This window comes from Sporomusa sp. 246TCP1 (assembly GCF_057319775.1).
Genome location: NZ_CM170492.1, coordinates 3,913,414 through 3,934,858, shown reverse-complemented (window position 1 = coordinate 3,934,858; position 21,445 = coordinate 3,913,414). Strand labels below are relative to the sequence as shown.

The following is a 21,445-nucleotide window of genomic DNA, read 5'->3' as shown; positions in this document are numbered from 1 at the left end:
TCAATAGAGATATGTTATGCCAACTATCACCAAAACCATATTCGTAAAAATTGATGATCTGACTAAAACCAAACTGGAAGCATTAATGAAAAAATTAATTGCCAGAGGTCAAATTTAGTGTACGGGTGCGGGCTTTCTGGCTAATAACAACTATTGCAGAATGGTGGTATTACCAAAATAGTGAACTATGCGCTTACAAAAGGTGATAAATTGTTACTTTCTGTACTATTAGCACTGTCCGGCATGGGCATTATCTTAAGTTTTATTATGTTTCCGGCAGATGGTGATACTAAAGCCGAAGTGCGGGTGAATGGCACGCTGGTGAAGGTGATGGTACTACGCCCTGGATATCATGAAGAATATCGTATTGGTGGGTTGACGGAATACAATATTGTTGAAGCCCATGATGGCAAAGTGCGGATTCGCCAGGATGACTCCCCCCGGCAAATTGGTGTGCAGACAGGCTGGATTAGTCATGCGCCGCAACAAATTGTGTGTTTACCATACCGGGTAGTTATTACGCTGGTATCATCAAAGCCAAGTGACATAGATGATATTGTTCGATGATGAGGAATTTAGGCAAGTGTAAGATGTGAATACGGGGGACAGCAAGCGTCTCAACAAGTAAGCAAGGATGTACCTGATAATCTGAAAAAATTCTTTGTGGCAAAAACGAAAATGAGTGATTCCCAAAGAAGGTTGCGGATGTTGGGCTAAACGATACAGTAGAACTAAGTAAAAAAAATGAGACCGTTCTAAAAGTTGTTACGCTTTTAGGAGGGTCTCATTGTCTTATATAATACATTTGCTTATTCGCTTTCTCTATATGTACAGTCGCAAAATTTGAAAAGTGCTTTATTGAACAGTCGAATATGTACTTTTTCATCAAGAATGATTCGTTTAAGAATTGCTTGTATATGATGATCATCAATTAAGTGAATATGTTTACGGTATTCTTCAATAGCTGTATATTCTGCTTCAATATCAGCTTTTAATTGTTCACATAAGTCATCGCCATAGTAAATAAATTTACCATTCCAGAATTGATTGTTTGTACTAAATGAACCGCGAATCTGAGGGTCTCCGCCTAACATTATGATTATGTCTGCCAGAATTTCCATATGTAACATTTCGTTGATAGATACATTCTCAAAAAGCTTTCCTAACTTTTCATCGATATTTTTGGAAAAGAAATAGTGGTAAAGGTATTGGCTGATGGCAGTAAATTCGCTAACAACTCCTGCGTAATCATCCATTAGTAACCGTGCATAGTGAAGGTTTGGTTCAACAACTCTGATTTCTGGATAGGGTGACGGGTCAGAATAGTAAGGTCTTTTATGCTTATCATAATTACTCTCACTCATCTACAGTCCTCCTAAGCCATTTTATTTTGATATTTTAACTATATTAATGAAAATTTCTCTTTATGATTTAGTTTTGAAATACCATTTGTTTTTTTACCTGCATGTACTTGCAATTTGTGTAAAAGAGTACTAATATTAGTAATAGGTGGAAATTAAAAAGTTAAGTCGCCGTGTCCCATAGGTGTTGGAGCACCTATGGGCACGAGCAGGTGCAGAGACACCTACACGTAACAGCGAACTGTCCACGACGACAATCTTATTATACCCGGTTGTTAGCTGAATTACAAGTTTTGACAATTGGAGTGTAATGCTTGGCGTGTTAAGGCAGGGGCTGTGCGACTGCATGCAATATTCGATGGGTTCATATCTTGATACAGGTTTGGCAGGACACGCTGACGGGTTCTGTTATTTGGGTTGCTTTCTGTATCTTGATACTGTTGCAATAATCGATTAGGATCGCATGTGTAGGGTAGAAATAATCCTGCATATGTGATCCTTTTTAATTTCCTCCTGTAAAATTCCCGTTCAGGGGTGATACAGGAGGGCATAGAAGCCTCCAAATAAAATAAGGAGGGGTGGGTTTAACTGACTTATGAATATCAGATACCGGGATTGTAAGAAACAAGAGACTGAGCTATATGATGAAATTTGGGGACTATCTGAAGAACTTGATCGGCTGAGTAAAGAGGGAAAAGATACAACTGACACTATCCAGCGCTTTGGGGAGGTATTGGAAGAATTTTTTTTATTCAGGCAGCAGGAGGGAAAGACTCGCTAGTTAAAGTCAAAGCCTAAAACAAATAAAGACGCGGGGCAACGGTGTCGTTTTAATGGAGAGAATACACCGGCCCCGTGTCATTATAAGTGAAAAATTATAAGCTGGACTCTTGACGAGAAGGAGTTCAGCTTGTAAAATTATAGTAATTATAATGAGCGATGGAGTTCGCTCGAATCCTGGTTAACCAGGTGATGACTCCTACCATAGTAACGGTAGGAGTCTTTGTTTTTTTATAAAACGATGCAGAAGGGGAATCGCGCGTATGCCTTCTTTGACTGAAGCCTGTTCCTGGCATGTTACGGCATGGGACGAGATACCAGAACCTGTTTGTTTTGTAGCGAGAACGTAAATAGTGGTAGATTTGAATATCAAAGTTGAAGGAGGAATTTTTGTGCCCAAAATTGCAAGTCAGGCCAAACGATTACGGATTTATATCGGGGAAAGTGACCATTGGAAACGGCGTTCGCTGTATCACGCTATCGTAGAAAAAGCCCAAGAGCTGGATCTGGCGGGAGCGACGGTATTTCGAGGTCTGTTGGGATATGGAGCCGATAAACGAATTCATACAGCGAGCATTGTAGATTTGTCAAGTGATTTGCCCATACTTGTTGAGATTGTTGACAGTGAGGAATATATAGCGAAATTGTTGCCTTATTTAGATGAAATGCTGGAAAAGGGGCTTGTGACAATTGATGATGTTGAAGTCATCAAATATGGCAATAAACCACTCAAGCGTTGAAAATAGTGGATAGGTAACAAGTGAGGTGAAACGATATGTTAGAAATCATTTTAGTGGCGGTAGGCGGTGGGATTGGCGCGACTATCCGGTATCTGACGTCTAACTGGGCGGCAGTGCGATTTGGTACGGACTTTCCGATGGGAACTTTGTTGGTTAATGTTGTGGGGTGTTTCATTATTGGATTGTTTATGGCCGTGACTACCGAGCGTCTGAGTGTCAGTCCCTACTGGCGGCTTTTGATTGCCGTGGGATTTTTGGGTGGTCTGACTACCTTTTCGTCGTTTAGTTATGAAACGCTGCGCCTCTTGGAGGAGGCGGACGTCCTGCAGGCTTTTTATAATGTCGGGCTTAATATCCTGGTCGGTTTTTTTGCTACCTGGCTGGGAATTGGTGTCGTCAAATTGTTCTAACAGTAATGGCAGCGGCAACGATTATCATTAAAAATCCTGAAGATGCTATTAAATTGCTCTTAAATCTGAAATGACTAATTGCAACCTTAAGACGTTAATAATGACTCAAAAATCCAATCCAATACATAGTAATCAAAATTAAATGGCAGACTTTTAAAAAATGCTAGGAAAATAATCCTAGCATTTTTTATATCTTGTGCTTATCAATGATTTATATTATAATATGATAAAATGATAATATAAATAAAACAAAGGGCTAGTAAAAAGGGAGGTTTCTTATGTTTAATCATGATTACGCTCATAATAATGCCATATGGCGCGAGGGTAATAATCAAAGGCTAACAATTGTAATCCACATTACCTTGGCATCATGATTGTCGCGGTGGGAATTGCATCTTTACGGTAGTATAGTAAACTGGTGCAAGCACATAAAAATTATTAGGGAGATGATTTTTTGATTATCTTTGAATGGTTAAATAACCAATTACTCAAAATGGAATGGCTTTATAATTTAGTTACTTTACTTGTACAAAATGTATTTGGATTAGATATACGTAGTCAAGTGGGTGGAAGTATTCACTTCTTTATTTATGATGTTATAAAAATATTCATCTTACTTACTGTTTTAATCTTTATGATTTCCTATATCCAAAGCTTCTTCCCGCCTGAGAGAACGAAAAAGATATTAGGGCAATTTAAAGGAATTTCAGCAAATATATTGGCTGCGTTACTGGGAACGGTTACGCCTTTTTGCTCTTGCTCATCAATTCCTTTATTTATTGGTTTTACAAATGCAGGACTACCAATTGGTGTTACATTTTCGTTTTTGATATCATCACCACTGGTAGATTTAGCATCTGTAATTCTGCTTGCAAGTATATTTAACTGGAAGATCGCAATAGCTTATGTGATTATGGGCCTTGTACTTGCGGTTATTGGTGGAACTATCATTAGCAAATTAAACCTGGAAGAGTATGTCGAGCCTTTTGTTCACAGCAACAAGATGCTGGAAATGGAACAAGAAGAATTAACTGCGAGCGACAGAATAGAGTTTGCAAAATATCAAGTGATGGAAATAGTAAAAAAGGTATGGCTATATATTTTGATTGGTGTGGGAATCGGTGCTGCTATTCATAATTTTATTCCAGAGGCAGTGATAAGTGCTGTATTAGGTCAAGACAAATGGTATTCTGTTTTGGTGGCAACTATGGTAGGAATTCCAATGTATGCTGATATTTTCGGAACATTACCAATTGCGGAGGCGTTAGTTTTGAAGGGAGCAGGACTTGGTACTGTTTTAGCCTTTATGATGAGTGTAACGGCACTTTCGCTCCCGTCTATGATACTGTTAAAGAAAGTTGTTAAGACTAAGCTATTGGCTATATTTGTGGGTATTGTTACCGTTGGCATTATTATTTGTGGTTTCGTATTTAATGCCTTTAGTTATCTTTTGATGTAAGCTGCAAATTTCAAAATAGTAATTGAGAAAGAGGCTAAGTATGAACGTGATATGTGCTAGCTGGCTTGAATTATACTCAATAATACTTTGTGTTAAAATGGGATTGACCTATATGTGATAAAATGTTAATATATAACTATTAACACATTATAAAATGCTAATATCATTATATAATTATAAGGGGGAATTAAAATGAAGATTGAAGTATTAGGAATGGGGTGTGCAAAGTGCCATACCCTAACCGAACGGGTGATGGAAGCAGTTGCTGAGCTAGGAATTACCGCCGAGATTGTAAAAGTGGATAATATGCAAGATATCATGGCTTACGGAGTTATGACGACACCAGCACTTGTCGTGGATGGTGTCGTTAAGGTGAAAGGGAAAGTTCCAACTAAGGATGAAATAAAATCAATTATTAGAATTTAGCGCGACTAATAAGACAGAATGAAACAATGGTTACAACAATCGAAAATTTCTGAATAATAGTGCTTGCAAAAGTGGTTTATCTATGTTATTATCTAAATAAGCACCATCCTTATAGCGTAGATTCAAACCCAGGCTGCAGTAGGTAGGAAACGTTCCGTTTTCCGTTTGTTGCAAAGTAGGTTAGTTAATCTGGCGGGGTAGTGTTTTTTGGTTTCCTCAAAAAGGTCAATTGAATCACAGCTTTCCATTGGGTGTAAGAATTAGGTTGTTCCCGTTCGCAAGCTAAGTTGTATAAGGTTAGTGTGTGTCAAGTACAGTGACTGCTATAGGGATGGGCGCTTTAGGTAAGAGGGAAGGATCAAACCTTCCCTCTATTACTGTTGTTAGAGGGAATAGAATAAGCAGATAGGGGGATGTTTGTTGAAAATACTTTTTTGGGATATTGATGGAACACTAATTAGAACAGCTAAAGCCGGCTTATATGCCTTTGAACAGGCAACAATAGAAATCTGGGGCAAAGCAGTGGAGTTTGACACCCTTACCACCGCCGGGATGACAGACAATTATATTGCAAGACAGATTATTGAGGTATCTTCCGGTCGTAAGGCAAGCCGGAGTGAGATAGACCGTTTATGCCGTCGTTATGAAGAACTTCTTCTCCGGGAACTGGCTGCCAGAAAAGGGCTGATTTTGCCTGAGGTAGCTAATATATTGGCTTGCTTGCATGAGCATGACGATTACAAGCTGCTGTTGTTAACAGGCAATAGCCAAATGGGCGCCCAAATAAAGTTAAAGTACTTTGCACTAGATCGATATTTTGATTTTGCCAGCAGTGCATTTGCAGAGCAGTTTGAGCGGAGAAGTGATATAGCCAATAGCGCGCTGGAAATAGTGCAAGCAAATTGGGGTGATCCCGGTCAGCATAAAATTTATGTAATTGGTGATACTCCTCACGATATTGAGTGTGGTAAAGGCATTGGAGCGTACACAATTGGCGTTGCTACAGGCAGTTATTCTTTAGCAGAACTACAAAGCTTGTGCCCCTGGTGGAGTATAGAAGTTTTGCCGGAAGCCGAAATTTTTGTAACTAAGCTAGCCACAATGTAATACCAGTTATAGTGAGTATGCTGAACTGCTACATATATTTTAGAGTTGCGGTAAAGGTAAGAATAAAGCGATTGTCGAACAAATAAAGTGAGCCCAGCATACTAGTCAAAGGAAATGAGGTTGTATTATGAAAAAAAACATTGTTTTAATTACAATTGCGCTCCTGCTGTTGGTCTTAGCAGGGTGCGCTAGTGAAAAAAAAGAAAATACTGCGCCAAAGCAAGGTCAGCTACAGAATATTACCATTGGTCTTATGCCTGACGTAGATTCGATTCCTTTTATTATTGCCCAGGAAAAGGGTTATTTTAAAGAAGAAGGGGTAACAGTTACGCTAAAACCGTTTAAAAGTGCCATGGAACGGGATAGTGCCCTGCAAAGCGGAAACCTGGACGGTGCCATATCGGATGTGTTAGCCGAGGCCTTTGCTAAGGCGGGTGGCTTTGATACTGTAATTACGGCCTTAACAAACGGCAGCTATAAATTAGTTGTGAATAAAAGCGAGACAGCCTCAGCTGTTCAGGATCTCAAGGGCAAAAATGTGGCTATTTCTAAAAATACCATTATTGAATATGTTACTGACCGGATAGCCACAGAAGGCGGATTAGCCACAACCGATATGAACAAAACCGTCATTCCGCAGATTCCGGCACGCTTAGAAATGCTGCAAAATGACAAGATTAGTGCTGCCACCTTGCCTGACCCGCTGGCAACAGTAGCTGTAAAAAATGGCGGCAGGGTAATAAATACGTCGGAGCAATTGGGCATTAATCCAGGAGTTATGCTATTTACTACTAAGGCCATCAATGAGAAAGAGCAAGAAATTCAGGCTATGTATCGAGCTTATAACAAGGCTGTAGAGTATTTGGCGAACGAACCGATGGACAGCTACATTGATATGGTCATCGAAAAAGCCGGTTTTCCGCAAGACGTTAAAGGAGCGCTTCTTCTGCCAAAATACAAAAAAGCGACTGCACCGCAGCAAAAGGATATTGATGATGTAATTACCTGGATGCAGTCAAGGCAGCTTATTCAGCAGAAATATCAATATACCGAGTTGGTTGATACCCGGTTTGTCAGGTAGTAGCTATGATCCAGATTAAAGCTTTGCATATTGCTTATGAATCGAGCGGAGTCCGCACTGAGGTGCTTACAGATATTAATCTGGAGCTGGCCGCCGGGGAGACTTGTGCCATCATTGGTCCTTCCGGTTGTGGAAAATCAACACTGTTAAAAATCCTGGCCGGAATTATTACCGACTTTGACGGTACTGTCCTAATTAACGGACAATCGATTATGCCAAAGCAGCAGACTATCGGGTTTATTCCGCAGAACTATGGGTTATTGCCCTGGAAAAACATAACAGATAACATTCGGCTTGGTGTGAAAATTAAGAACAAAAATACCGGTGACTGCGGTAAGAATCTTACAGAGATGGTGCAACTGCTGGGGCTGGGCGGCTTGGAAACCCGCTATCCCGGCGAACTTAGTGGTGGTCAGCAGCAGCGTGTTGCGTTAGCTCGTGCTTTTTTACTGCAGCCTGATTTGTTACTGATGGATGAGCCATTTTCCGCCCTGGACGCTATGACGCGGGAAGAAATACAGAATGTGTTTTTAGCTGTTTGGAGAAAATATTCTGTTTCCACCATCCTGGTTACCCATCATGTGGAAGAAGCTGTATATTTAGGCCGGAAAATCGTGATTTTATCGGCTGCTCCGGGGACTGTCAGCAAAGTATTTGATAATCCACTTTTTGGAGTAGAAGATATTCGCAACCGCCAGGATTTTTTTCAACTCTGCCTTGAGTTACGCAAGACAATAAAAGAGGATTGGTCAAAATGAAAGAAAAAGGCGCAGGGGTTTGGTATTTCTATGGTATGCTAATCTTCCTAATTCTGTGGCAGGCAGCTGCCGGTTGGCTGCAACTGCCCATTATTCCATCTCCGGGGATTGTACTTGTTAATTTACTCCATATTTTCCTGCCGCAAATTGCTGTTCATGGGCTTTATAGTTTGTGGCGGATTGTTGCTGGAGTTCTGGTTGCGGTCCTTATTGGTGTTCCGTTGGGTCTTTGCATGGGTTATTTCTCCAAATGGGACAGGCTGCTATCGCCCCTCGTTTATTTAACATACCCGATACCTAAAATTGCCCTTCTGCCTGTTGTAATGTTACTGTTGGGCTTAGGTGAGGTAGCAAAGATTCTAATGATCTTTTTAATTGTTGTCTTTCAGGTAATTGTTGCTGTAAGGGATGGCGTTAAAGGAATTCCCAAAGAAACCTACTACCCGTTATATTCGCTGGGGGCCGATTTCGGTGATATCTTTCGCGATATTCTCATTCCGGCTTCTATGCCAAAATTTTTGACAGCGTTACGGGTGGCTATGGCTACAGCTGTTTCGGTACTCTTTTTTACCGAAACCTTTGGAACCCAGTATGGGATGGGGTATTTCATTATGGATGCATGGCTGAGGGTCAATTACCTGGAAATGTATTCCGGTATAGTCGTATTAAGCACAATCGGACTGATTTTATTTGGAACCATTGATTACTTGGAACGAAAACTGTGTGGCTGGCAGTATAAGTAACTATGGAGGGGACGGTATGGTAAAAGTATTAGTACTGCTGGGTAGTCCCAGAGTTCATGGGACAAACAGACTGGTCGTTGGGGAAGTGCTGCGGGGAGCGGCTGCATGCAGCGAAGTTGAGGTTGAAAAAGTCTGGCTTAATCAATGCAAGCTTACCCCTTGTCAGGCTTGTGACAGTTGTTTTAAGACCGGACGCTGCCGCTTGCAAGATGACATGGAGCCTGTCTATGCGGCAATAGTTGCGGCAGACGCGGTTATTTTAGCTGCTCCGATATATTTTAGTGGTATGAGTGCCCAAACAAAGGTGATGATTGATCGTTGCCAGCCATTTTGGTCTGCTAAATATATAATGAAATCGGATGCATTTGCAGGGAAAAAACGTCCCGGCTTATTTATTGCAACAGGTGGTCAACCATCCTATGAGGGGCAGTTTACCGGCTCAGAGCATGTCGCAAGTTTATTTTTTAAAATGATTGGGGTAAAAAATATCGGTAGTCTCACGCTGCCTGATTTAGATGCCAGGCCGCTCTCAGAGCGGCCAATTGACCTGGAACGGGCGTTTGAACTTGGCAAGCTGCTAACACAGCCTATATAGAAGCAGTAAAAAGCAGGACGCTGAGCGTCCTGCTTTTCGGTTATTGTACCGTAACCCACAGGTCGGTTGCCCTGGCGGTCTCTGTACTGTTGGGAATGATTTGGAGTTTGCCTTTGCCGGCTTGCTTAGCGACAAAGACCAGCTGACCGGTGCTGCTTTGCTCGCCTTCCTGCTGCATCACGTCACCCCAAAAACTGTCATTACCTGACGTAAAACGGGTGTTCTTGGTCAGACCGGGGGCTGGCTGCAGAATAAGCTTTTGGCCTATCTTGAGTACCAGATTATTGGCTGAAAGCTGAACTGGGCCGGTATCACCATAATTATAAGTGACCTTGTATTCCTGAACGGTGGTTTGATTAGCTGGAGAAGGAGGCACAGTTGGGTTCTGCGGTTCAACAGGCGTCATGTCGGTGGCGCAGCCCCCAATTAGCAAGCTGCTTATCAGGAGTAATAAGGTGACTGCCTGGGCGATCTTAGAATAAATCATTTTTGCAAACCTCCTAGAATTAGTGTTATCGTTATTATTAGGAATTTGTTAGTTATTATCCGATGGCGGGTTACAGAAAAAAGTTGCGTTGTCTCGCCTGCTCATTGTGTACAAATGTCGGAATTCGGGCAGACTATCAGCTAAATACGGAGGTGATTGCATGTTATTAAGTTGGTTGATGATGAAACTGATGGATCCGATGGCTGATGAAGCTATGGCTAAAATGCTCACAGAAGATTATCCGGATAACCCGTTTCTCATGGTATGCGTGGCCGAGAAATTATCGCCCCGCGCCATTATGGAAGCGGCTATGCGGGCTGAACTAGGCACAGAATTGACCCGGCCATTAGGCAGTCCGGTTGTTTTGTCACCCTGGGATCAGCTATTACTTAACCCCAAACAACTATTTCAACTGCCGTATCCTGATTATACGCAGGTCGATACGACAACTGTGATTGGTCCGCTGGCAAAACGGCCCCTGCAATTAGCTATACCGATCATGATTACCGGCATGTCCTATGGCGGCTCCTTGAGTTTGCTTATGAAGATGGCATTGGCCAAAGGGGCGGCGCTGGCCGGCACCTCAACCAATACGGGTGAATCGGCTGTTACTAATGAGGAACGTGACGCGGCCAAATTTCTGATAGGACAGTATCACCGGGGTGGGCAGCTAAGCGGTCAGGAACAACTGAGCCGGTTGGATGCGATTGAGATTCAGTTAGGTCAGGGCGCCTGGGGCGGGGCCGTCGACGAGCCTATGCCTGCTGACCAAATCGGGCGACATTTGCGACAAGCCTGGCATTTGGAGGACGGGCAGGGTAACACAGTCTACGCGAGAATGCCAGGAAAACAAACATCCCAGGATTATATTACTATGGTTAACACTATGAAAGCCCAGTATGATGTACCAGTAGGCGTAAAAATTGCCGGCACTGATTACATAGAATATGAACTGGCAGTAATTGCTCAAACTCAGGCCGACTATATTGTTGTTGATGGTTCCGAAGGCGGGACGGCTGCGTCCAATCCTACGTTACAAGACAATGTTGGTTTACCTACCTTCCATACTCTTGTGCGAACGATAGACTGGTTAGAGGAAAATAATCTGCGCAGCCGTTTTAACGTAATTGCCACAGGCGGGCTGACAACCCCGGGACATTTTCTTAAGGCCTTGGCGCTTGGGGCTGACGCTGTCTATATTGGCAGCATTGCATTGATGGCAGCCATGCAGGCTCAAGTCGCAAAAACGCTGCCACAGGCAACACCTACCCAAATGGCGATGTATACAGGGAAAATGAATGACAAACTGGATGTTGACCGCGCAGCACAACATTTGGCTAACTTTTTAAACTCCTGCCGGGTTGAAATGCAGCTTGCTGCGCAAGCGGTTGGCAGGCAAGCATTACGGGATTTAGACCGCAGTGATCTTGTTTCAGTGGAAAAGGATTTGGCGGAATTTGCCGGAATTCGTTATGCGGCTAGTCGCAGGTCATATCATCAGGAGCCCTCCGGCGTTCAGAAGGTACAGTATCAGCAACGGGAACTTCAAATGCATTAATTGCAGCAGCATAGGCAGGAAAAGTTGTGCAGCATAGCGAAAAGAGCCATAATCTTCAAGGTACTCCTTGGAGATTATGACTCTTTATTTATAGAAGGTTGTGTGAAGGGAAGGGTAAGCCGATGGAAACGGTTGAAATAGTAGATTTAACCCCAGATAGATTAGAAGAAGCTTTGGTTGTCTTTAAAGTTAGTGATTGGGATGAGGATAATTTGTTTTATGTAAAAGCGGAAATGCAGGCCTTTTTAAGAGGCGATATCAATGGTTATATTCGCGCCCATTTTATTGTGGCCATTGTTGATAATCAGATAATCGGAGTAGCCGCCTGGGCGCCGTCCATGTGCTCCTTTTGGCTTTATGAGTTGTCCTGGGCCACCGTGTTACCCGATTGGAGACATCGTGGTATCAATTCGTTAATGCTCACTGAGCGGCTGCGCCAGATACGGGCTCATCATGGTTCAGAGGCATTTAGTGTAATGGTTTGCACCTGGGATAATCCCATGTATACCAAGAATGGTTTTGCACCCATGGAGCCGCGGGAGCGAAAATCTCCCGATAAAAAAGGTAAATGTCTGCTATTGGCTCAATTCGGTCCGGCTACATAAATTCCACCTGTCCATTGGTAAAGGCTTTTATTCGGGCAAGTGATTCTACACGATACCCGGCCGCTGTTAGTTTCTGTGCGCCCGGCTGGAAGGATTTTTCGATGACAATGCCGATACCGGCTAGCTTAGCGTTAGCTTGCTCGACAATATTGGCCAGACCGGCCGCTGCTTCACCATTTGCCAAAAAATCATCAATAATGAGCACATTGTCCTCAGACTGCAAAAATTGTTTGGAGATCATAATAGTGTTGCTTTCACCTTTAGTATACGAATATACTTTAGCCGTATATACCTCATCTCCAGTAACCTTGGGTTTGCGTTTACGGGCGAAAATGACCGGTACCTTAAGAATTAGTCCGGTCATAACGGAAACGGCAATGCCTGAAGATTCGATTGTCAAAATCTTAGTGATTTTTTCATCCTTAAACCGGCGGACAAACTCTTCGCCAATCTTCATCATAAGTTCAGGATCAATCTGCTGGTTCAAAAATGAGTCAACTTTAAGTAAAGAGTTATTTATGATCAGACCATCTGTCTGAATTCGTTGTTTTAATAAATCCATAACAGCCTCCCTGTGTTGTGTGGGCTATAAGCGAAAATTATATGATTCTCAAGTTGTTTAAGCCTTATTGTAACAGCACTTTCGCGGGGTTGTCAACAAATAGGAAATACCAATTCGACAGATAGTGAGATCCTTTTTATGAACTGAAGGGAGAAGCGTTTAATGATAATCATAAATGAACAAAACCCATTTCCTGCAATTGAGACTGATAGGCTGATTCTACGTCAACTGTTAACAGATGACGCTACAATATTGCTGCAATATTGGTCAGACCCGGAGGTCACCGAGTATCTAACACTTGAGCCTTTCAAAAAACTGGAAGAAGCTGTTGCTATGATTGAACTTCTAAACAGCTTACCTGAAAGCAACCAGGGTATTCGCTGGGCGATTACCAGCAGGCAGGAAGGCAAAGTTCTTGGTACTTGCGGTTTTCATAACTATAATCCAGAACACTCTCGGGCTGAAATGGGATATGAATTGGGACAAGCCTATTGGCGGCAAGGGTTTATGACAGAAGCGCTAACCGCTATCTTGCACTACGGGTTTGAAAAAATGGCGGTTAATCGAATTGAGGCTTTTGTAAATGTCGGCAATATCAAGTCCACAGGGACTTTAGAAAAAATGGGATTCAAGCTGGATGGTCTCCTGCGTGAATACGAATTTGCCCGGGGCAAATTTGTCGACCAATATTGTTATTCGCTACTAAAGTCTGACTACTAAGAGGAGCACTGTGATGAGTTATGAAGTGATTTTATTTGACTTGGATGGAACACTGACAGATCCTAAGGTCGGAATTACCAGGTCGGTGCAGTATGCACTTGCGAAATTTAACATTTATGAGTCTGAATTAGACAAGCTGGTGCCGTTTATTGGGCCGCCGCTGGTAGAGTCTTTTCAGGAATTCTATTCATTAAGTAAGGAGCAGGCTGCTGCGGGGGTTGGGTATTACCGGGAATATTTTACTAAGGCTGGAATCTTTGAAAATGCAGTGTATCCCGGAATTAAGGAGATGCTGGCACTGTTAGCGGCGGCAGGCAAGCAATTAATTATTGCTACCTCCAAGCCGACAATGTATTCTGAACAGATTATTGAATACTTTGGCCTGACACAGTTTTTTCAGTCGATTGTTGGCAGTAATCTGGACGGATCACGTATTGATAAAGCCGAAATTATTGAATATATTTTATCCGGGCTTGCTGGTGTTGACCGGAAGCATGTTGTTATGGTTGGGGATAGAAAGCACGATATTATTGGTGCGCAGAAAAATGCTATTGCTGTTATTGCTGTTAAGTATGGCTATGGAACGGCAGCAGAACTGCAAACAGCCAAGCCTACTTACAACGTATCTACGGTTAATGAGCTTGCAGAGATTTTGCGGGTGTAATGCAAATTCACAAGAGTTGCTTCCTGTCAAAAAATGTATTACATTGAAACAGCTATTTGGCAGAAACTATAATAATAGTTTGGGTAGGAGGCGAATGTAAATGACGCATAAATTGCATCGTAAACACAGTAAGTCCCTAAAGCGCAGACTTAAACGCATGGCGGCAGCAGCTGCTGTTGCTGGGGCTGCGTTTATATCGTCTGCCTTTATGCCTGGATTACCAACTACCGCCCATGCATCCGCTATGCCGGATGTTACTGCTGATGCTGCTGTGCAGCATATGGTGAAAACGCCAAAAGGCTACTACAATATGCAGTCAGAAAGCAGAATTCCGCTGAAGAAACAGGCTAGAATGCAGGCCAAGGCGGCAGCAGCAGAGCGCAGCCGACTAGCAAAGAGTTCAGTAGAGGCCAAGACTTTGGACAAGTCATCTAAGCAGGTAATGCAAGCCAAAAAGGTTCAGGCCGCGCCGGCAGCGGAAAAAACATCAGCCGGTGCACCGGAAAATTTCCAGAAGGTTATAGACGTTAAGGCTACTGCGTATGCTCCTGGTGCTCATGATAATGGACAATGGGGGGACAAAACATTTATCGGGACAACGGTTCGCCCAGGTATTGTTGCCGTAGATCCGAATGTTATTCCACTCGGTTCACGGGTATATGTCAAATATCCTGATGGAACCGGTCACTATGCAACAGCAGAAGACACGGGGGGAGCCATCAAAGGCAATCGTATTGATGTGGCTCTGGACTCGGTAGATGAAGCCTATGACTTTGGTATCAAAAATGCAAAAATATATATGTTGTAGGGTCTAAGCATAAATTTTGCAAGACTCCACCCCTGATGGCTAGGGTGGAGTTTTATATTTGCTAGTGTTTGTGTGTACGTGGTTTTTTGCGCCTTTTTCCAGGAGGTTTTCACGATAAAATTATCCGCAGATCCCATTTTCCTATTTCACTGATATTCCTTTTAATTCAAGCCAGGGGTCTTCCGCAGATATTACATACCCTTGGACATTGTCTCTTGTCGCCACAAGCTTCTCTTCATGCACAAGGTAAAAAGACGGCAAATCATCCATGGCCATCTTTTGGATATTTGCATAAATCTGCTGTTTTTTAGCCTCATTGCTTTCACTTTCACCCTGCATAACCAGTTGATCATAAGCCGTATTATTGTAATGACTGACATAATTCTTTGAGAAATGCATCTTGACGTGATGTGGATAAGGCCCCCAGACAAAGTATCCGGTCCTCATGATCATGTCAAAATCCTCTTTTTTTTCTAACGAATTCAGTGCAGCTGTTTCCAATTGTTTGATCTTAACGGTAAAACCAACTTCAGCAAGCTGGGCCTGGCAGGCCTCGGCAATTCGCCGTTCGCGTGGGCTCCAGGATTGACCAATCAGCATGCTAACTTGCAACTTGTTTCCTGATTTTTCCAAGACACCATCACCGTTTTCGTCTTTCCAGCCGGAAGCCGCCAGCAGAGATTTTGCATTTTCCTTATTCTGACTGGTTAGCTGCAAATCTTTGCAACTATACATCATAATAGGAGAATAAAGCCGACCCTGAGCCGCTACTCCGATGTTGTTCAAAATATTCCGGACGATTCCCTCCGTGTCAATTGCATTGGCTACTGCTTTTCGGACATTCAGGTCATCAAAAGGTGCTTTGGCACAATTGAATTGAAGAAAATCAGTAAACGTGCTTAGTTTTCTGTGCACAGTAATTTTCGGATCTTTTTCCAGCTTGGCAACATCGCTCTCCGGAATTTTGATACTCATATCCACATTCCCTGAACTCAGGGCCATAATCCGGGTGGAAGCATCAGGAATGATCTTAAAGACAACCTGATTAAGTTTTACTTCTTTATCCCAGTAATCGGCATTCTTAGCCAGTACGACCTCTTGCCCTTTACTGTAGCTTATATATTTAAAGGGTCCGGTTCCTATTGGCTGTTGAAATTTACCTGCGTCATTAAGACTGCTGGGAGAGACAACTGGCCAGGCAATATGCGTCAGATAAGTCGGCAGCGGCAGCGGCTTAGTACAGGTAAATTTAACTGTATAGTTATCAATTGCTTCTACCTTCTCCAATTGCAGCGTTTTGGTTGTTGTGACATAGGCCCTGTCACTGTAAGAGTAGATAACAGCATCTGCCGTAAACGGCGTGCCATCATGAAATTTTACATTTTTTCTGAGTTTGAAAGTCCAGGTTTTGCCGTTATCCTGGGACTCCCAGGACTCCGCCAAGCCAGGTACGAGATTAAGATCGGCATCAAGGCGCACCAAAGTCTCATAGATCTGCGACCAAACAAAACGGGCATCGCCATCAGGAAATTTATCAATATCCCAGGTATTAATATCTGTCCCGATAGCGACTTTCAAAACCTGCTCCTGCTTTCCATTCTGTCCCTGAGAACTACAGCCTCCAAGAACAAGAACAACACTTAACAGCAAACTCAAAAAAACAACTGATATGCTTTTTTTCACTGTTTACCCCTCTCTCAATATCTAAAGACTATGCCTGCCAACAGGCTATAAAGTGACCTTTACTTATTTCTCTTAGCTCAGGCCTTTGCCGACAAACAGGTCCTGCCAGACGGCATTTGGTAAAATAAACACAGCCATTTGCCGAAACGCTCGAATTGGGTTCTTCCAACCATTCTCTTGCCATCGAAGGCTCCATTAAAGAAGAAAAAGCCTTAACCAGCAACTGGCTGTAAGGATGCAGCGGATTTTGGCAAATTTTATCTGCTGGTGCGCTCTCTACAATCTGTCCGTTGTACATAACAGCAATTCGGTCACTCATCCAACTAACTATCTCAAGATCATGGGATATAAACAACAATCCAATATCGTTTTCAGTCTGAATGTCTTTAAGGATGCGCAATATTTGAGCCTGGACGGAAACATCAAGCATCGAAGTCGGTTCATCAGCTACCAGAAATTGAGGGCTCAAAGAAAGAATCCGCGCCAGGACAACCCGCTGAATCTGCCCGCCGCTTAACTCGTGGGGATAACGGCTTAAGTGTTCTTCACTTAGCCCTACCTTCTGTAAAAGCTCGCTGCATTTACTTATTTGTTCATGATCAAATAAGTCCTTTTTCTGAATCCGCATCGGTTCAAGCAGACTGTCCCTGATCTTCATCCGCGGGTTTAAAGCACTTTCCGGATGCTGAAAAATAATTTGCATCTTGCCGCAGAATTCCTTCTTCATCAGCCCGTCGCCTGACAAGACCTCCTGCCCCTGGAAAAAAACCTTGCCGGAAGAAGGCGGTATCAAACCCAGGATTGTCCTGGCCAAAGTCGATTTACCGGAACCGCTTTCTCCAATCAACCCAAGGGTTTCTCCAGGCCTTAGCGTAAAGCTTACCCCATCCAAAACCTTATAATGCCGCCGGCTGAAAACCCCTGTTGCATATTCTTTACTGAGTTTCTCAACTCTGAGCAATATTCAGACACCTCACATAAGTTCCATTGACTTCCCTATTGAGTACAGGTTGACGGTTGCATTTATCTTGTTTGTTCGAGCAACGTGAATAAAACTTGCAGCCAGGAGCATCCTCCAACATGCTGGGACTGCAGCCGGGAATAGGATATAAACCTTTCTCCGGCTGCGCAGCCAGTAAGCCTTGGGTATACGGGTGAAAAGGATAGTTAACCACTTGTTCGGCTGAGCCTTTTTCTACAATTTCACCTGAATACATCACAGCAATCTCGTCGCAAAGACTCGCAGCGACTTTAATATCATGTGTAATCAAAAGCAGCGCTGTATTAGTTTCCTTAGTTAATTGACGTAAAAGATCTACGACTTGAACCCTGGCCACGGCATCCAATCCTTTGGTCGGTTCATCGGCAATAAGCAGCGACGGCTGCCCAGTTATACTGAGAGCGGCTAACACCCGCTGTTTCATTCCTCCACTCAACTGATGCGGATATTCGGCATACCTTTTTGCGGGGTCTCTTAAGCCAAGGGATTTTAACATTTCCAAGGCAATATCTTTTAGTTTTTCCTTAGCCATCCTCCTATGCAGCCGAAGACCCTCCGCAAGTTGTTCCCCAATTTTCAGCACAGGATTTAACGAAGTTGACGGACTCTGCGGCAAAAGGCCAATTTCACAGCCTCTAATTTTACGCATTTCACTTGGAGATAAACTCAGCAAATCCTGATTTTTATAAATGATTTTACCGCTGCAGACTGCATTGGAAGGCAAGAGTCTTACTATGGACATTCCCAAGACAGATTTTCCGCAGCCTGTCTCGCCAATAAGCCCCAGCGTGCGGCCTTGTTCAATAGCAAGGCTAATTCCATTGCAGGCCCTAACTTGACCCTCCCGGCAATTAAACACCGTTGTCATGTGGCTAATGCTCAATAAAGCCATCCCGCTCCCTCCTATTCAATGCTTTGTTTTTTCAACCTGGGGTCAAGCATGTCCCTCAAGCTGTCGCCCAAAAAATTGAAGGCCAAAACCGTAACCATAATGGCCAATCCGGGGAAAATAGTCAGATGCGGTGCTGTTTGCAGATAGCTTTTACCATAGCTAAGCATCGAACCCCAGACAGGTGCCGGGGGCTGAGCCCCAAGGCCAAGAAAACTCAAACTAGCCGCTGCCAAAATGGCATGTCCGATTCCGACACTGGCCATAACTATAACCGGGGCCATAATATTTGGCAGCAAATGCCGAAACATTATGTAGAAGTCACTTGCTCCAAGGGATCGGGCAGTTTCTATAAATTCCTTCTTTTTTTCAGCTAGAACTGCTCCCCGAACTACCCGGGCATAGCTCATCCACCCTACCAGAGCCAGGGCAATTATTACATTAAGCGTACCCGGACCGAGCAGCCCAGCCACTACCAAAGCCAAAATCAAACCGGGAAAAGCCAGAAAAATATCCACGATCAGCATAATAACTTCATCAATCTTTCCACCATAGAAACCGGCAACCATACCAAGCGCAACTCCGGCAGCAACTGACACGGCGGTTACCACCAAGCCTATTTCCAAAGATATGCGGGCTCCAAAAATAATCCTGCTTAAAATACAGCGTCCAAATTCATCTGTTCCAAAAGGATAATCCGTGCATGGACCCATGAGCGCCTGGTTTAAGGATTGTGCATTTGGATCATGAGGAACCAGAACAGAAGCAAATATGGCCGCAAAAACCAATAAAATAATAATGACCGTTCCGGCTAGGGTTAGCTTGTTTTCAAGTATGCTCATGACTTCTAGCCTCCTTTTCCATATCGAATCCTGGGATCAAGATAAACATACAGAATATCTACTAACAGGTTAATCAAGACAAAGAAAACGGCAAACAATAGCACACAGGCTTGAATCAAGGCATAATCACGTGCGTATATGGAATCAACCAAAAGCTTCCCTAATCCGGGCCAGGCAAAAATAGATTCTACAATTACCGTACCTTCCAAAAGATGTCCCAACTGAAGTCCGATGACGGTTACTACAGGAATAAATGCATTTTTTAAAGCATGGCGAAAAATAACTCTTCTTTCGTGAATCCCTAGCGATCTGGCTGTCGTAATGTAATTCTGTTGCAAAACCTCCAGCATGCTGGAACGCGTCAATCTGGTGGTAACAGCAACCAGACCTGTACCTAATGTCACAGCTGGTAAAATAATATGGCGAAACTCTCCGTACCCAAATACCGGAAACCAGCCCAAGGTTACAGAAAACAAGAGAATCAAAAGCAAAGCAAGCCAAAAATTCGGCATGCTCGCGCCAAATATTACTCCGGTTCTAACAAGGTAGTCAACCGCCAAGTTTTGTTTGGCCGCTGAAATAATTCCAGCTGGCAAGGCAATAAGCAGGGAAACTGCTAAAGAAGCAAAAGATAGCAACAAGGTAGCCGGCACCCTCACCAGTATTTCTTGCAACACCGGATTCCCGGTAACCAAAGAACGTCCGAAATCGCCTTTCAGGGTGTAGGCCAGCCAATGCAAATATTGAATCCAGACTGGCGCATCAAGCCCTTCATTTATCCTGATATTTTCAATCTCTACTGCAGTTATGTTTTCTAAACCATAGCGGGCTATGGCAACCATCTCTGCCGGATCTCCGGGAGCAACATTCATTAAAAAAAATGTCGCCATCGTAACCCCCAGTACTACGATTACCAAGAGCACCAACCTATTTAAGATGTAAGTGAGCATAATTTTAGTCCTTTATTCACTAAGTGCAGTATCCGCCTTATTTCTTTTTCGCAATAATAAGAATCGAGTCTAGCGCGTCACCAATTTTATCTAGTTGCTGCCCTGAAAAATCAGGCGCATGAACAATATCCTGAATTACAAACTTTTTTTTCAGTAATTCCAGATAGTTCTCAAGGCTGCAATCACCGCAAAAGCTATAAATCTTGTTGTCTTTGGAGACGCCCTCAAAAGAAAGTAAGTTCCATTCGATATCTAATAAACGACTTTTTGAAACTTCGTCGCGGCGGTAAAAACAATGTTTGCTTATCAAAATTCCCGCCGGATTTAACCAGTCACAAATCTTTGGTACCATCTCAGGATTTTTACCGCCGGGACTATAACTAAAAAGGATGATATCGTAGCTTTTATGCATGGTATCTTTAAAATAATTTCCAGCTAGTGTATCTACCCTGTCTGCACAAAACCTATCAATATATTTTTTTGTATCCTCGATTACATTCGGGAAATCGTAAACATCTGCTCTGATGGCGGAATTAGCAGCAGTCAATGCAATTGAATATAAGCCATGGCCACCACCTAAATCAAGAAGACTTCGCGCCGTCGCAAATTGTGGTAGTTTTTTTATGATGCCAACCACTTTTTGCAGTTCACCACATAGTGCTTCCTCAGCCAGAGAATGTATCAGATTATTAGCAAAAAAAGTGCTCTCGTTGGCTGAAATAGGACCATTTTTTACGATTTCACTAAGTTTTTCCCATACTTTAAACCCGTTATGAATATTTTTTACAACATTATGTTGAGAAAAAGATGCCTTACTATGCAAATAGCATTGACTTAGCTCTGAATTTTGATATATCCGATTGTTTTCTTCCACCAAATTCAATTCTTTTAGATATGCTAAAATACTATAGCTAAAATCCGGATTCAATTTTAATGTTTCAGCCAGCGATTCTGGTGTTTGCGGCGTATCTAAATAATCGAAGATTTTCAGTTCAATTGCCGCATTCAGAATACAAAATGTTTTATAGCCATAGGAACAGTTGCATAATATATGGTATAAGGGATTAACACTCACTGCCGGTTGCTCTAGTAACATTGTTTTAACCGATTGATCCAATATTTCTTCCTCCTCTTGTATCTCGAAATAAATATTAAAAATCATAAAAAAGCCATGAAGATTTAGGTTCCCCCTAAATTAGGAACCTACGCCTTCATGG

At 42.8% G+C, this 21,445-nt stretch carries 25 protein-coding genes and 1 riboswitch; of the genes, 16 read left to right on the top strand and 9 right to left on the bottom strand.

The window, feature by feature from the left end; all coding sequences use genetic code 11:
• The first annotated feature begins 180 nt into the window (after window positions 1-180).
• Window positions 181-567: a NusG domain II-containing protein gene (locus AC1ECB_RS18590; RefSeq protein ID WP_485665176.1), complete on the top strand. Its 387-nt coding sequence runs from the start codon at window positions 181-183 to the stop codon at window positions 565-567.
• Between the two features lie 242 nt (window positions 568-809).
• On the opposite strand, the gene AC1ECB_RS18585 is transcribed toward AC1ECB_RS18590, so the two are convergent.
• Window positions 810-1,364, bottom strand: coding sequence for a ferritin-like domain-containing protein (locus tag AC1ECB_RS18585; RefSeq protein WP_485665175.1), 555 nt, complete (start codon window positions 1,362-1,364; stop codon window positions 810-812).
• Between the two features lie 592 nt (window positions 1,365-1,956).
• Here AC1ECB_RS18585 and AC1ECB_RS18580 point away from each other — a divergent pair.
• From AC1ECB_RS18580 to AC1ECB_RS18535, 10 genes are all read left to right on the top strand, one after another.
• On the top strand, window positions 1,957-2,142 hold the full coding sequence (locus AC1ECB_RS18580) for a hypothetical protein (RefSeq protein WP_021169567.1): 186 nt from the start codon (window positions 1,957-1,959) through the stop codon (window positions 2,140-2,142).
• Between the two features lie 145 nt (window positions 2,143-2,287).
• Window positions 2,288-2,350, top strand: a riboswitch (Fluoride riboswitch).
• Window positions 2,351-2,533: 183 nt separating this feature from the next.
• On the top strand, window positions 2,534-2,881 hold the full coding sequence (locus AC1ECB_RS18575; RefSeq protein ID WP_485665174.1) for a DUF190 domain-containing protein: 348 nt from the start codon (window positions 2,534-2,536) through the stop codon (window positions 2,879-2,881).
• 35 nt (window positions 2,882-2,916) lie between these two features.
• Entirely contained in the window at window positions 2,917-3,291 is a 375-nt protein-coding gene (gene crcB / locus AC1ECB_RS18570) for a fluoride efflux transporter CrcB (protein WP_485665173.1), read from the top strand.
• 454 nt (window positions 3,292-3,745) lie between these two features.
• On the top strand, window positions 3,746-4,750 hold the full coding sequence (locus AC1ECB_RS18565) for a permease (protein WP_485665172.1): 1,005 nt from the start codon (window positions 3,746-3,748) through the stop codon (window positions 4,748-4,750).
• 192 nt (window positions 4,751-4,942) lie between these two features.
• Entirely contained in the window at window positions 4,943-5,176 is a 234-nt protein-coding gene (locus AC1ECB_RS18560; protein ID WP_485665171.1) for a thioredoxin family protein, read from the top strand.
• A gap of 420 nt (window positions 5,177-5,596) precedes the next feature.
• Window positions 5,597-6,283, top strand: a complete 687-nt coding sequence (locus AC1ECB_RS18555; protein ID WP_485665170.1) for an HAD family hydrolase — start codon at window positions 5,597-5,599, stop codon at window positions 6,281-6,283.
• A gap of 127 nt (window positions 6,284-6,410) precedes the next feature.
• On the top strand, window positions 6,411-7,364 hold the full coding sequence (locus AC1ECB_RS18550; protein WP_485665169.1) for an ABC transporter substrate-binding protein: 954 nt from the start codon (window positions 6,411-6,413) through the stop codon (window positions 7,362-7,364).
• A 5-nt stretch (window positions 7,365-7,369) separates the two neighbouring features.
• Window positions 7,370-8,122, top strand: coding sequence for an ABC transporter ATP-binding protein (locus tag AC1ECB_RS18545; RefSeq protein ID WP_485665168.1), 753 nt, complete (start codon window positions 7,370-7,372; stop codon window positions 8,120-8,122).
• Window positions 8,119-8,865: an ABC transporter permease gene (locus tag AC1ECB_RS18540; RefSeq protein WP_485665167.1), complete on the top strand. Its 747-nt coding sequence runs from the start codon at window positions 8,119-8,121 to the stop codon at window positions 8,863-8,865. The genes AC1ECB_RS18545 and AC1ECB_RS18540 overlap by 4 nt, the downstream gene beginning before the upstream one ends.
• Before the next feature lie 16 nt (window positions 8,866-8,881).
• Window positions 8,882-9,460 (top strand): flavodoxin family protein, encoded by a 579-nt coding sequence (locus AC1ECB_RS18535; RefSeq protein WP_485665166.1) that lies wholly within the window; start codon window positions 8,882-8,884, stop codon window positions 9,458-9,460.
• Window positions 9,461-9,500: 40 nt separating this feature from the next.
• Here the strand turns inward: AC1ECB_RS18535 and AC1ECB_RS18530 are convergent, their stop codons facing one another.
• Complete coding sequence (locus AC1ECB_RS18530; RefSeq protein ID WP_485665165.1) at window positions 9,501-9,947, bottom strand: hypothetical protein; 447 nt, start codon at window positions 9,945-9,947, stop codon at window positions 9,501-9,503.
• Window positions 9,948-10,107: 160 nt separating this feature from the next.
• Between AC1ECB_RS18530 and AC1ECB_RS18525 the strand changes: the two genes are divergently transcribed.
• Both AC1ECB_RS18525 and AC1ECB_RS18520 read left to right on the top strand, forming a co-directional pair.
• Complete coding sequence (locus AC1ECB_RS18525) at window positions 10,108-11,505, top strand: FMN-binding glutamate synthase family protein (protein ID WP_485665164.1); 1,398 nt, start codon at window positions 10,108-10,110, stop codon at window positions 11,503-11,505.
• A gap of 122 nt (window positions 11,506-11,627) precedes the next feature.
• Window positions 11,628-12,110 (top strand): GNAT family N-acetyltransferase, encoded by a 483-nt coding sequence (locus tag AC1ECB_RS18520; protein ID WP_485665163.1) that lies wholly within the window; start codon window positions 11,628-11,630, stop codon window positions 12,108-12,110.
• Here the strand turns inward: AC1ECB_RS18520 and AC1ECB_RS18515 are convergent.
• The gene (locus AC1ECB_RS18515; RefSeq protein WP_485665162.1) at window positions 12,103-12,672 is read right to left on the bottom strand and encodes a xanthine phosphoribosyltransferase; all 570 of its coding nucleotides are present in this window, start codon (window positions 12,670-12,672) and stop codon (window positions 12,103-12,105) included. The two genes, AC1ECB_RS18520 and AC1ECB_RS18515, sit on opposite strands and share 8 nt — an antisense overlap.
• A 162-nt stretch (window positions 12,673-12,834) precedes the next feature.
• Between AC1ECB_RS18515 and AC1ECB_RS18510 the strand changes: the two genes are divergently transcribed.
• The 3 genes from AC1ECB_RS18510 (at window position 12,835) to AC1ECB_RS18500 (ending at window position 14,864) form a co-directional block, all read left to right on the top strand.
• Window positions 12,835-13,392 carry a GNAT family N-acetyltransferase gene (locus AC1ECB_RS18510; protein ID WP_485665161.1) on the top strand — a complete coding sequence of 186 codons (558 nt, stop codon included), beginning with the start codon at window positions 12,835-12,837 and terminating at the stop codon, window positions 13,390-13,392.
• Between the two features lie 13 nt (window positions 13,393-13,405).
• Window positions 13,406-14,056: an HAD hydrolase-like protein gene (locus AC1ECB_RS18505; protein WP_485665160.1), complete on the top strand. Its 651-nt coding sequence runs from the start codon at window positions 13,406-13,408 to the stop codon at window positions 14,054-14,056.
• Window positions 14,057-14,156: 100 nt separating this feature from the next.
• The gene (locus tag AC1ECB_RS18500) at window positions 14,157-14,864 is read left to right on the top strand and encodes a 3D domain-containing protein (protein WP_485665159.1); all 708 of its coding nucleotides are present in this window, start codon (window positions 14,157-14,159) and stop codon (window positions 14,862-14,864) included.
• 141 nt (window positions 14,865-15,005) lie between these two features.
• On the opposite strand, the gene AC1ECB_RS18495 is transcribed toward AC1ECB_RS18500, so the two are convergent.
• The 6 genes from AC1ECB_RS18495 to AC1ECB_RS18470 are packed head-to-tail and all read right to left on the bottom strand — an operon-like array spanning window position 15,006 to window position 21,345.
• Complete coding sequence (locus AC1ECB_RS18495; protein ID WP_485665158.1) at window positions 15,006-16,547, bottom strand: ABC transporter substrate-binding protein; 1,542 nt, start codon at window positions 16,545-16,547, stop codon at window positions 15,006-15,008.
• 28 nt (window positions 16,548-16,575) lie between these two features.
• Complete coding sequence (locus AC1ECB_RS18490; protein ID WP_485665157.1) at window positions 16,576-17,508, bottom strand: oligopeptide/dipeptide ABC transporter ATP-binding protein; 933 nt, start codon at window positions 17,506-17,508, stop codon at window positions 16,576-16,578.
• Window positions 17,495-18,439, bottom strand: coding sequence for an ABC transporter ATP-binding protein (locus AC1ECB_RS18485; protein ID WP_485665156.1), 945 nt, complete (start codon window positions 18,437-18,439; stop codon window positions 17,495-17,497). Before AC1ECB_RS18485 ends, AC1ECB_RS18490 begins: the two co-directional genes overlap by 14 nt.
• Window positions 18,440-18,450: 11 nt before the next feature.
• Window positions 18,451-19,278, bottom strand: a complete 828-nt coding sequence (gene nikC / locus AC1ECB_RS18480) for a nickel transporter permease (protein ID WP_485665155.1) — start codon at window positions 19,276-19,278, stop codon at window positions 18,451-18,453.
• A gap of 5 nt (window positions 19,279-19,283) precedes the next feature.
• Entirely contained in the window at window positions 19,284-20,228 is a 945-nt protein-coding gene (gene nikB / locus AC1ECB_RS18475; RefSeq protein WP_485665154.1) for a nickel ABC transporter permease, read from the bottom strand.
• Window positions 20,229-20,265: 37 nt separating this feature from the next.
• On the bottom strand, window positions 20,266-21,345 hold the full coding sequence (locus tag AC1ECB_RS18470) for a methyltransferase family protein (RefSeq protein WP_485665153.1): 1,080 nt from the start codon (window positions 21,343-21,345) through the stop codon (window positions 20,266-20,268).
• Window positions 21,346-21,445: the final 100 nt, after the last annotated feature.

Bases quoted from the DNA above. Each gene is read 5' to 3' on its own strand.
- AC1ECB_RS18585 (WP_485665175.1), bottom strand. From the start codon at position 1,364: ATGAGTGAGAGTAATTATGATAAGCATAAAAGACCTTACTATTCTGAC.
- AC1ECB_RS18580 (WP_021169567.1), top strand. From the start codon at position 1,957: ATGAATATCAGATACCGGGATTGTAAGAAACAAGAGACTGAGCTATAT.
- crcB (WP_485665173.1), top strand. From the start codon at position 2,917: ATGTTAGAAATCATTTTAGTGGCGGTAGGCGGTGGGATTGGCGCGACT.
- AC1ECB_RS18560 (WP_485665171.1), top strand. From the start codon at position 4,943: ATGAAGATTGAAGTATTAGGAATGGGGTGTGCAAAGTGCCATACCCTA.
- AC1ECB_RS18550 (WP_485665169.1), top strand. From the start codon at position 6,411: ATGAAAAAAAACATTGTTTTAATTACAATTGCGCTCCTGCTGTTGGTC.
- AC1ECB_RS18545 (WP_485665168.1), top strand. From the start codon at position 7,370: ATGATCCAGATTAAAGCTTTGCATATTGCTTATGAATCGAGCGGAGTC.
- AC1ECB_RS18540 (WP_485665167.1), top strand. From the start codon at position 8,119: ATGAAAGAAAAAGGCGCAGGGGTTTGGTATTTCTATGGTATGCTAATC.
- AC1ECB_RS18535 (WP_485665166.1), top strand. From the start codon at position 8,882: ATGGTAAAAGTATTAGTACTGCTGGGTAGTCCCAGAGTTCATGGGACA.
- AC1ECB_RS18530 (WP_485665165.1), bottom strand. From the start codon at position 9,947: ATGATTTATTCTAAGATCGCCCAGGCAGTCACCTTATTACTCCTGATA.
- AC1ECB_RS18525 (WP_485665164.1), top strand. From the start codon at position 10,108: ATGTTATTAAGTTGGTTGATGATGAAACTGATGGATCCGATGGCTGAT.
- AC1ECB_RS18520 (WP_485665163.1), top strand. From the start codon at position 11,628: ATGGAAACGGTTGAAATAGTAGATTTAACCCCAGATAGATTAGAAGAA.
- AC1ECB_RS18515 (WP_485665162.1), bottom strand. From the start codon at position 12,672: ATGGATTTATTAAAACAACGAATTCAGACAGATGGTCTGATCATAAAT.
- AC1ECB_RS18510 (WP_485665161.1), top strand. From the start codon at position 12,835: ATGATAATCATAAATGAACAAAACCCATTTCCTGCAATTGAGACTGAT.
- AC1ECB_RS18505 (WP_485665160.1), top strand. From the start codon at position 13,406: ATGAGTTATGAAGTGATTTTATTTGACTTGGATGGAACACTGACAGAT.
- AC1ECB_RS18500 (WP_485665159.1), top strand. From the start codon at position 14,157: ATGACGCATAAATTGCATCGTAAACACAGTAAGTCCCTAAAGCGCAGA.
- AC1ECB_RS18485 (WP_485665156.1), bottom strand. From the start codon at position 18,439: ATGGCTTTATTGAGCATTAGCCACATGACAACGGTGTTTAATTGCCGG.
- nikC (WP_485665155.1), bottom strand. From the start codon at position 19,278: ATGAGCATACTTGAAAACAAGCTAACCCTAGCCGGAACGGTCATTATT.
- nikB (WP_485665154.1), bottom strand. From the start codon at position 20,228: ATGCTCACTTACATCTTAAATAGGTTGGTGCTCTTGGTAATCGTAGTA.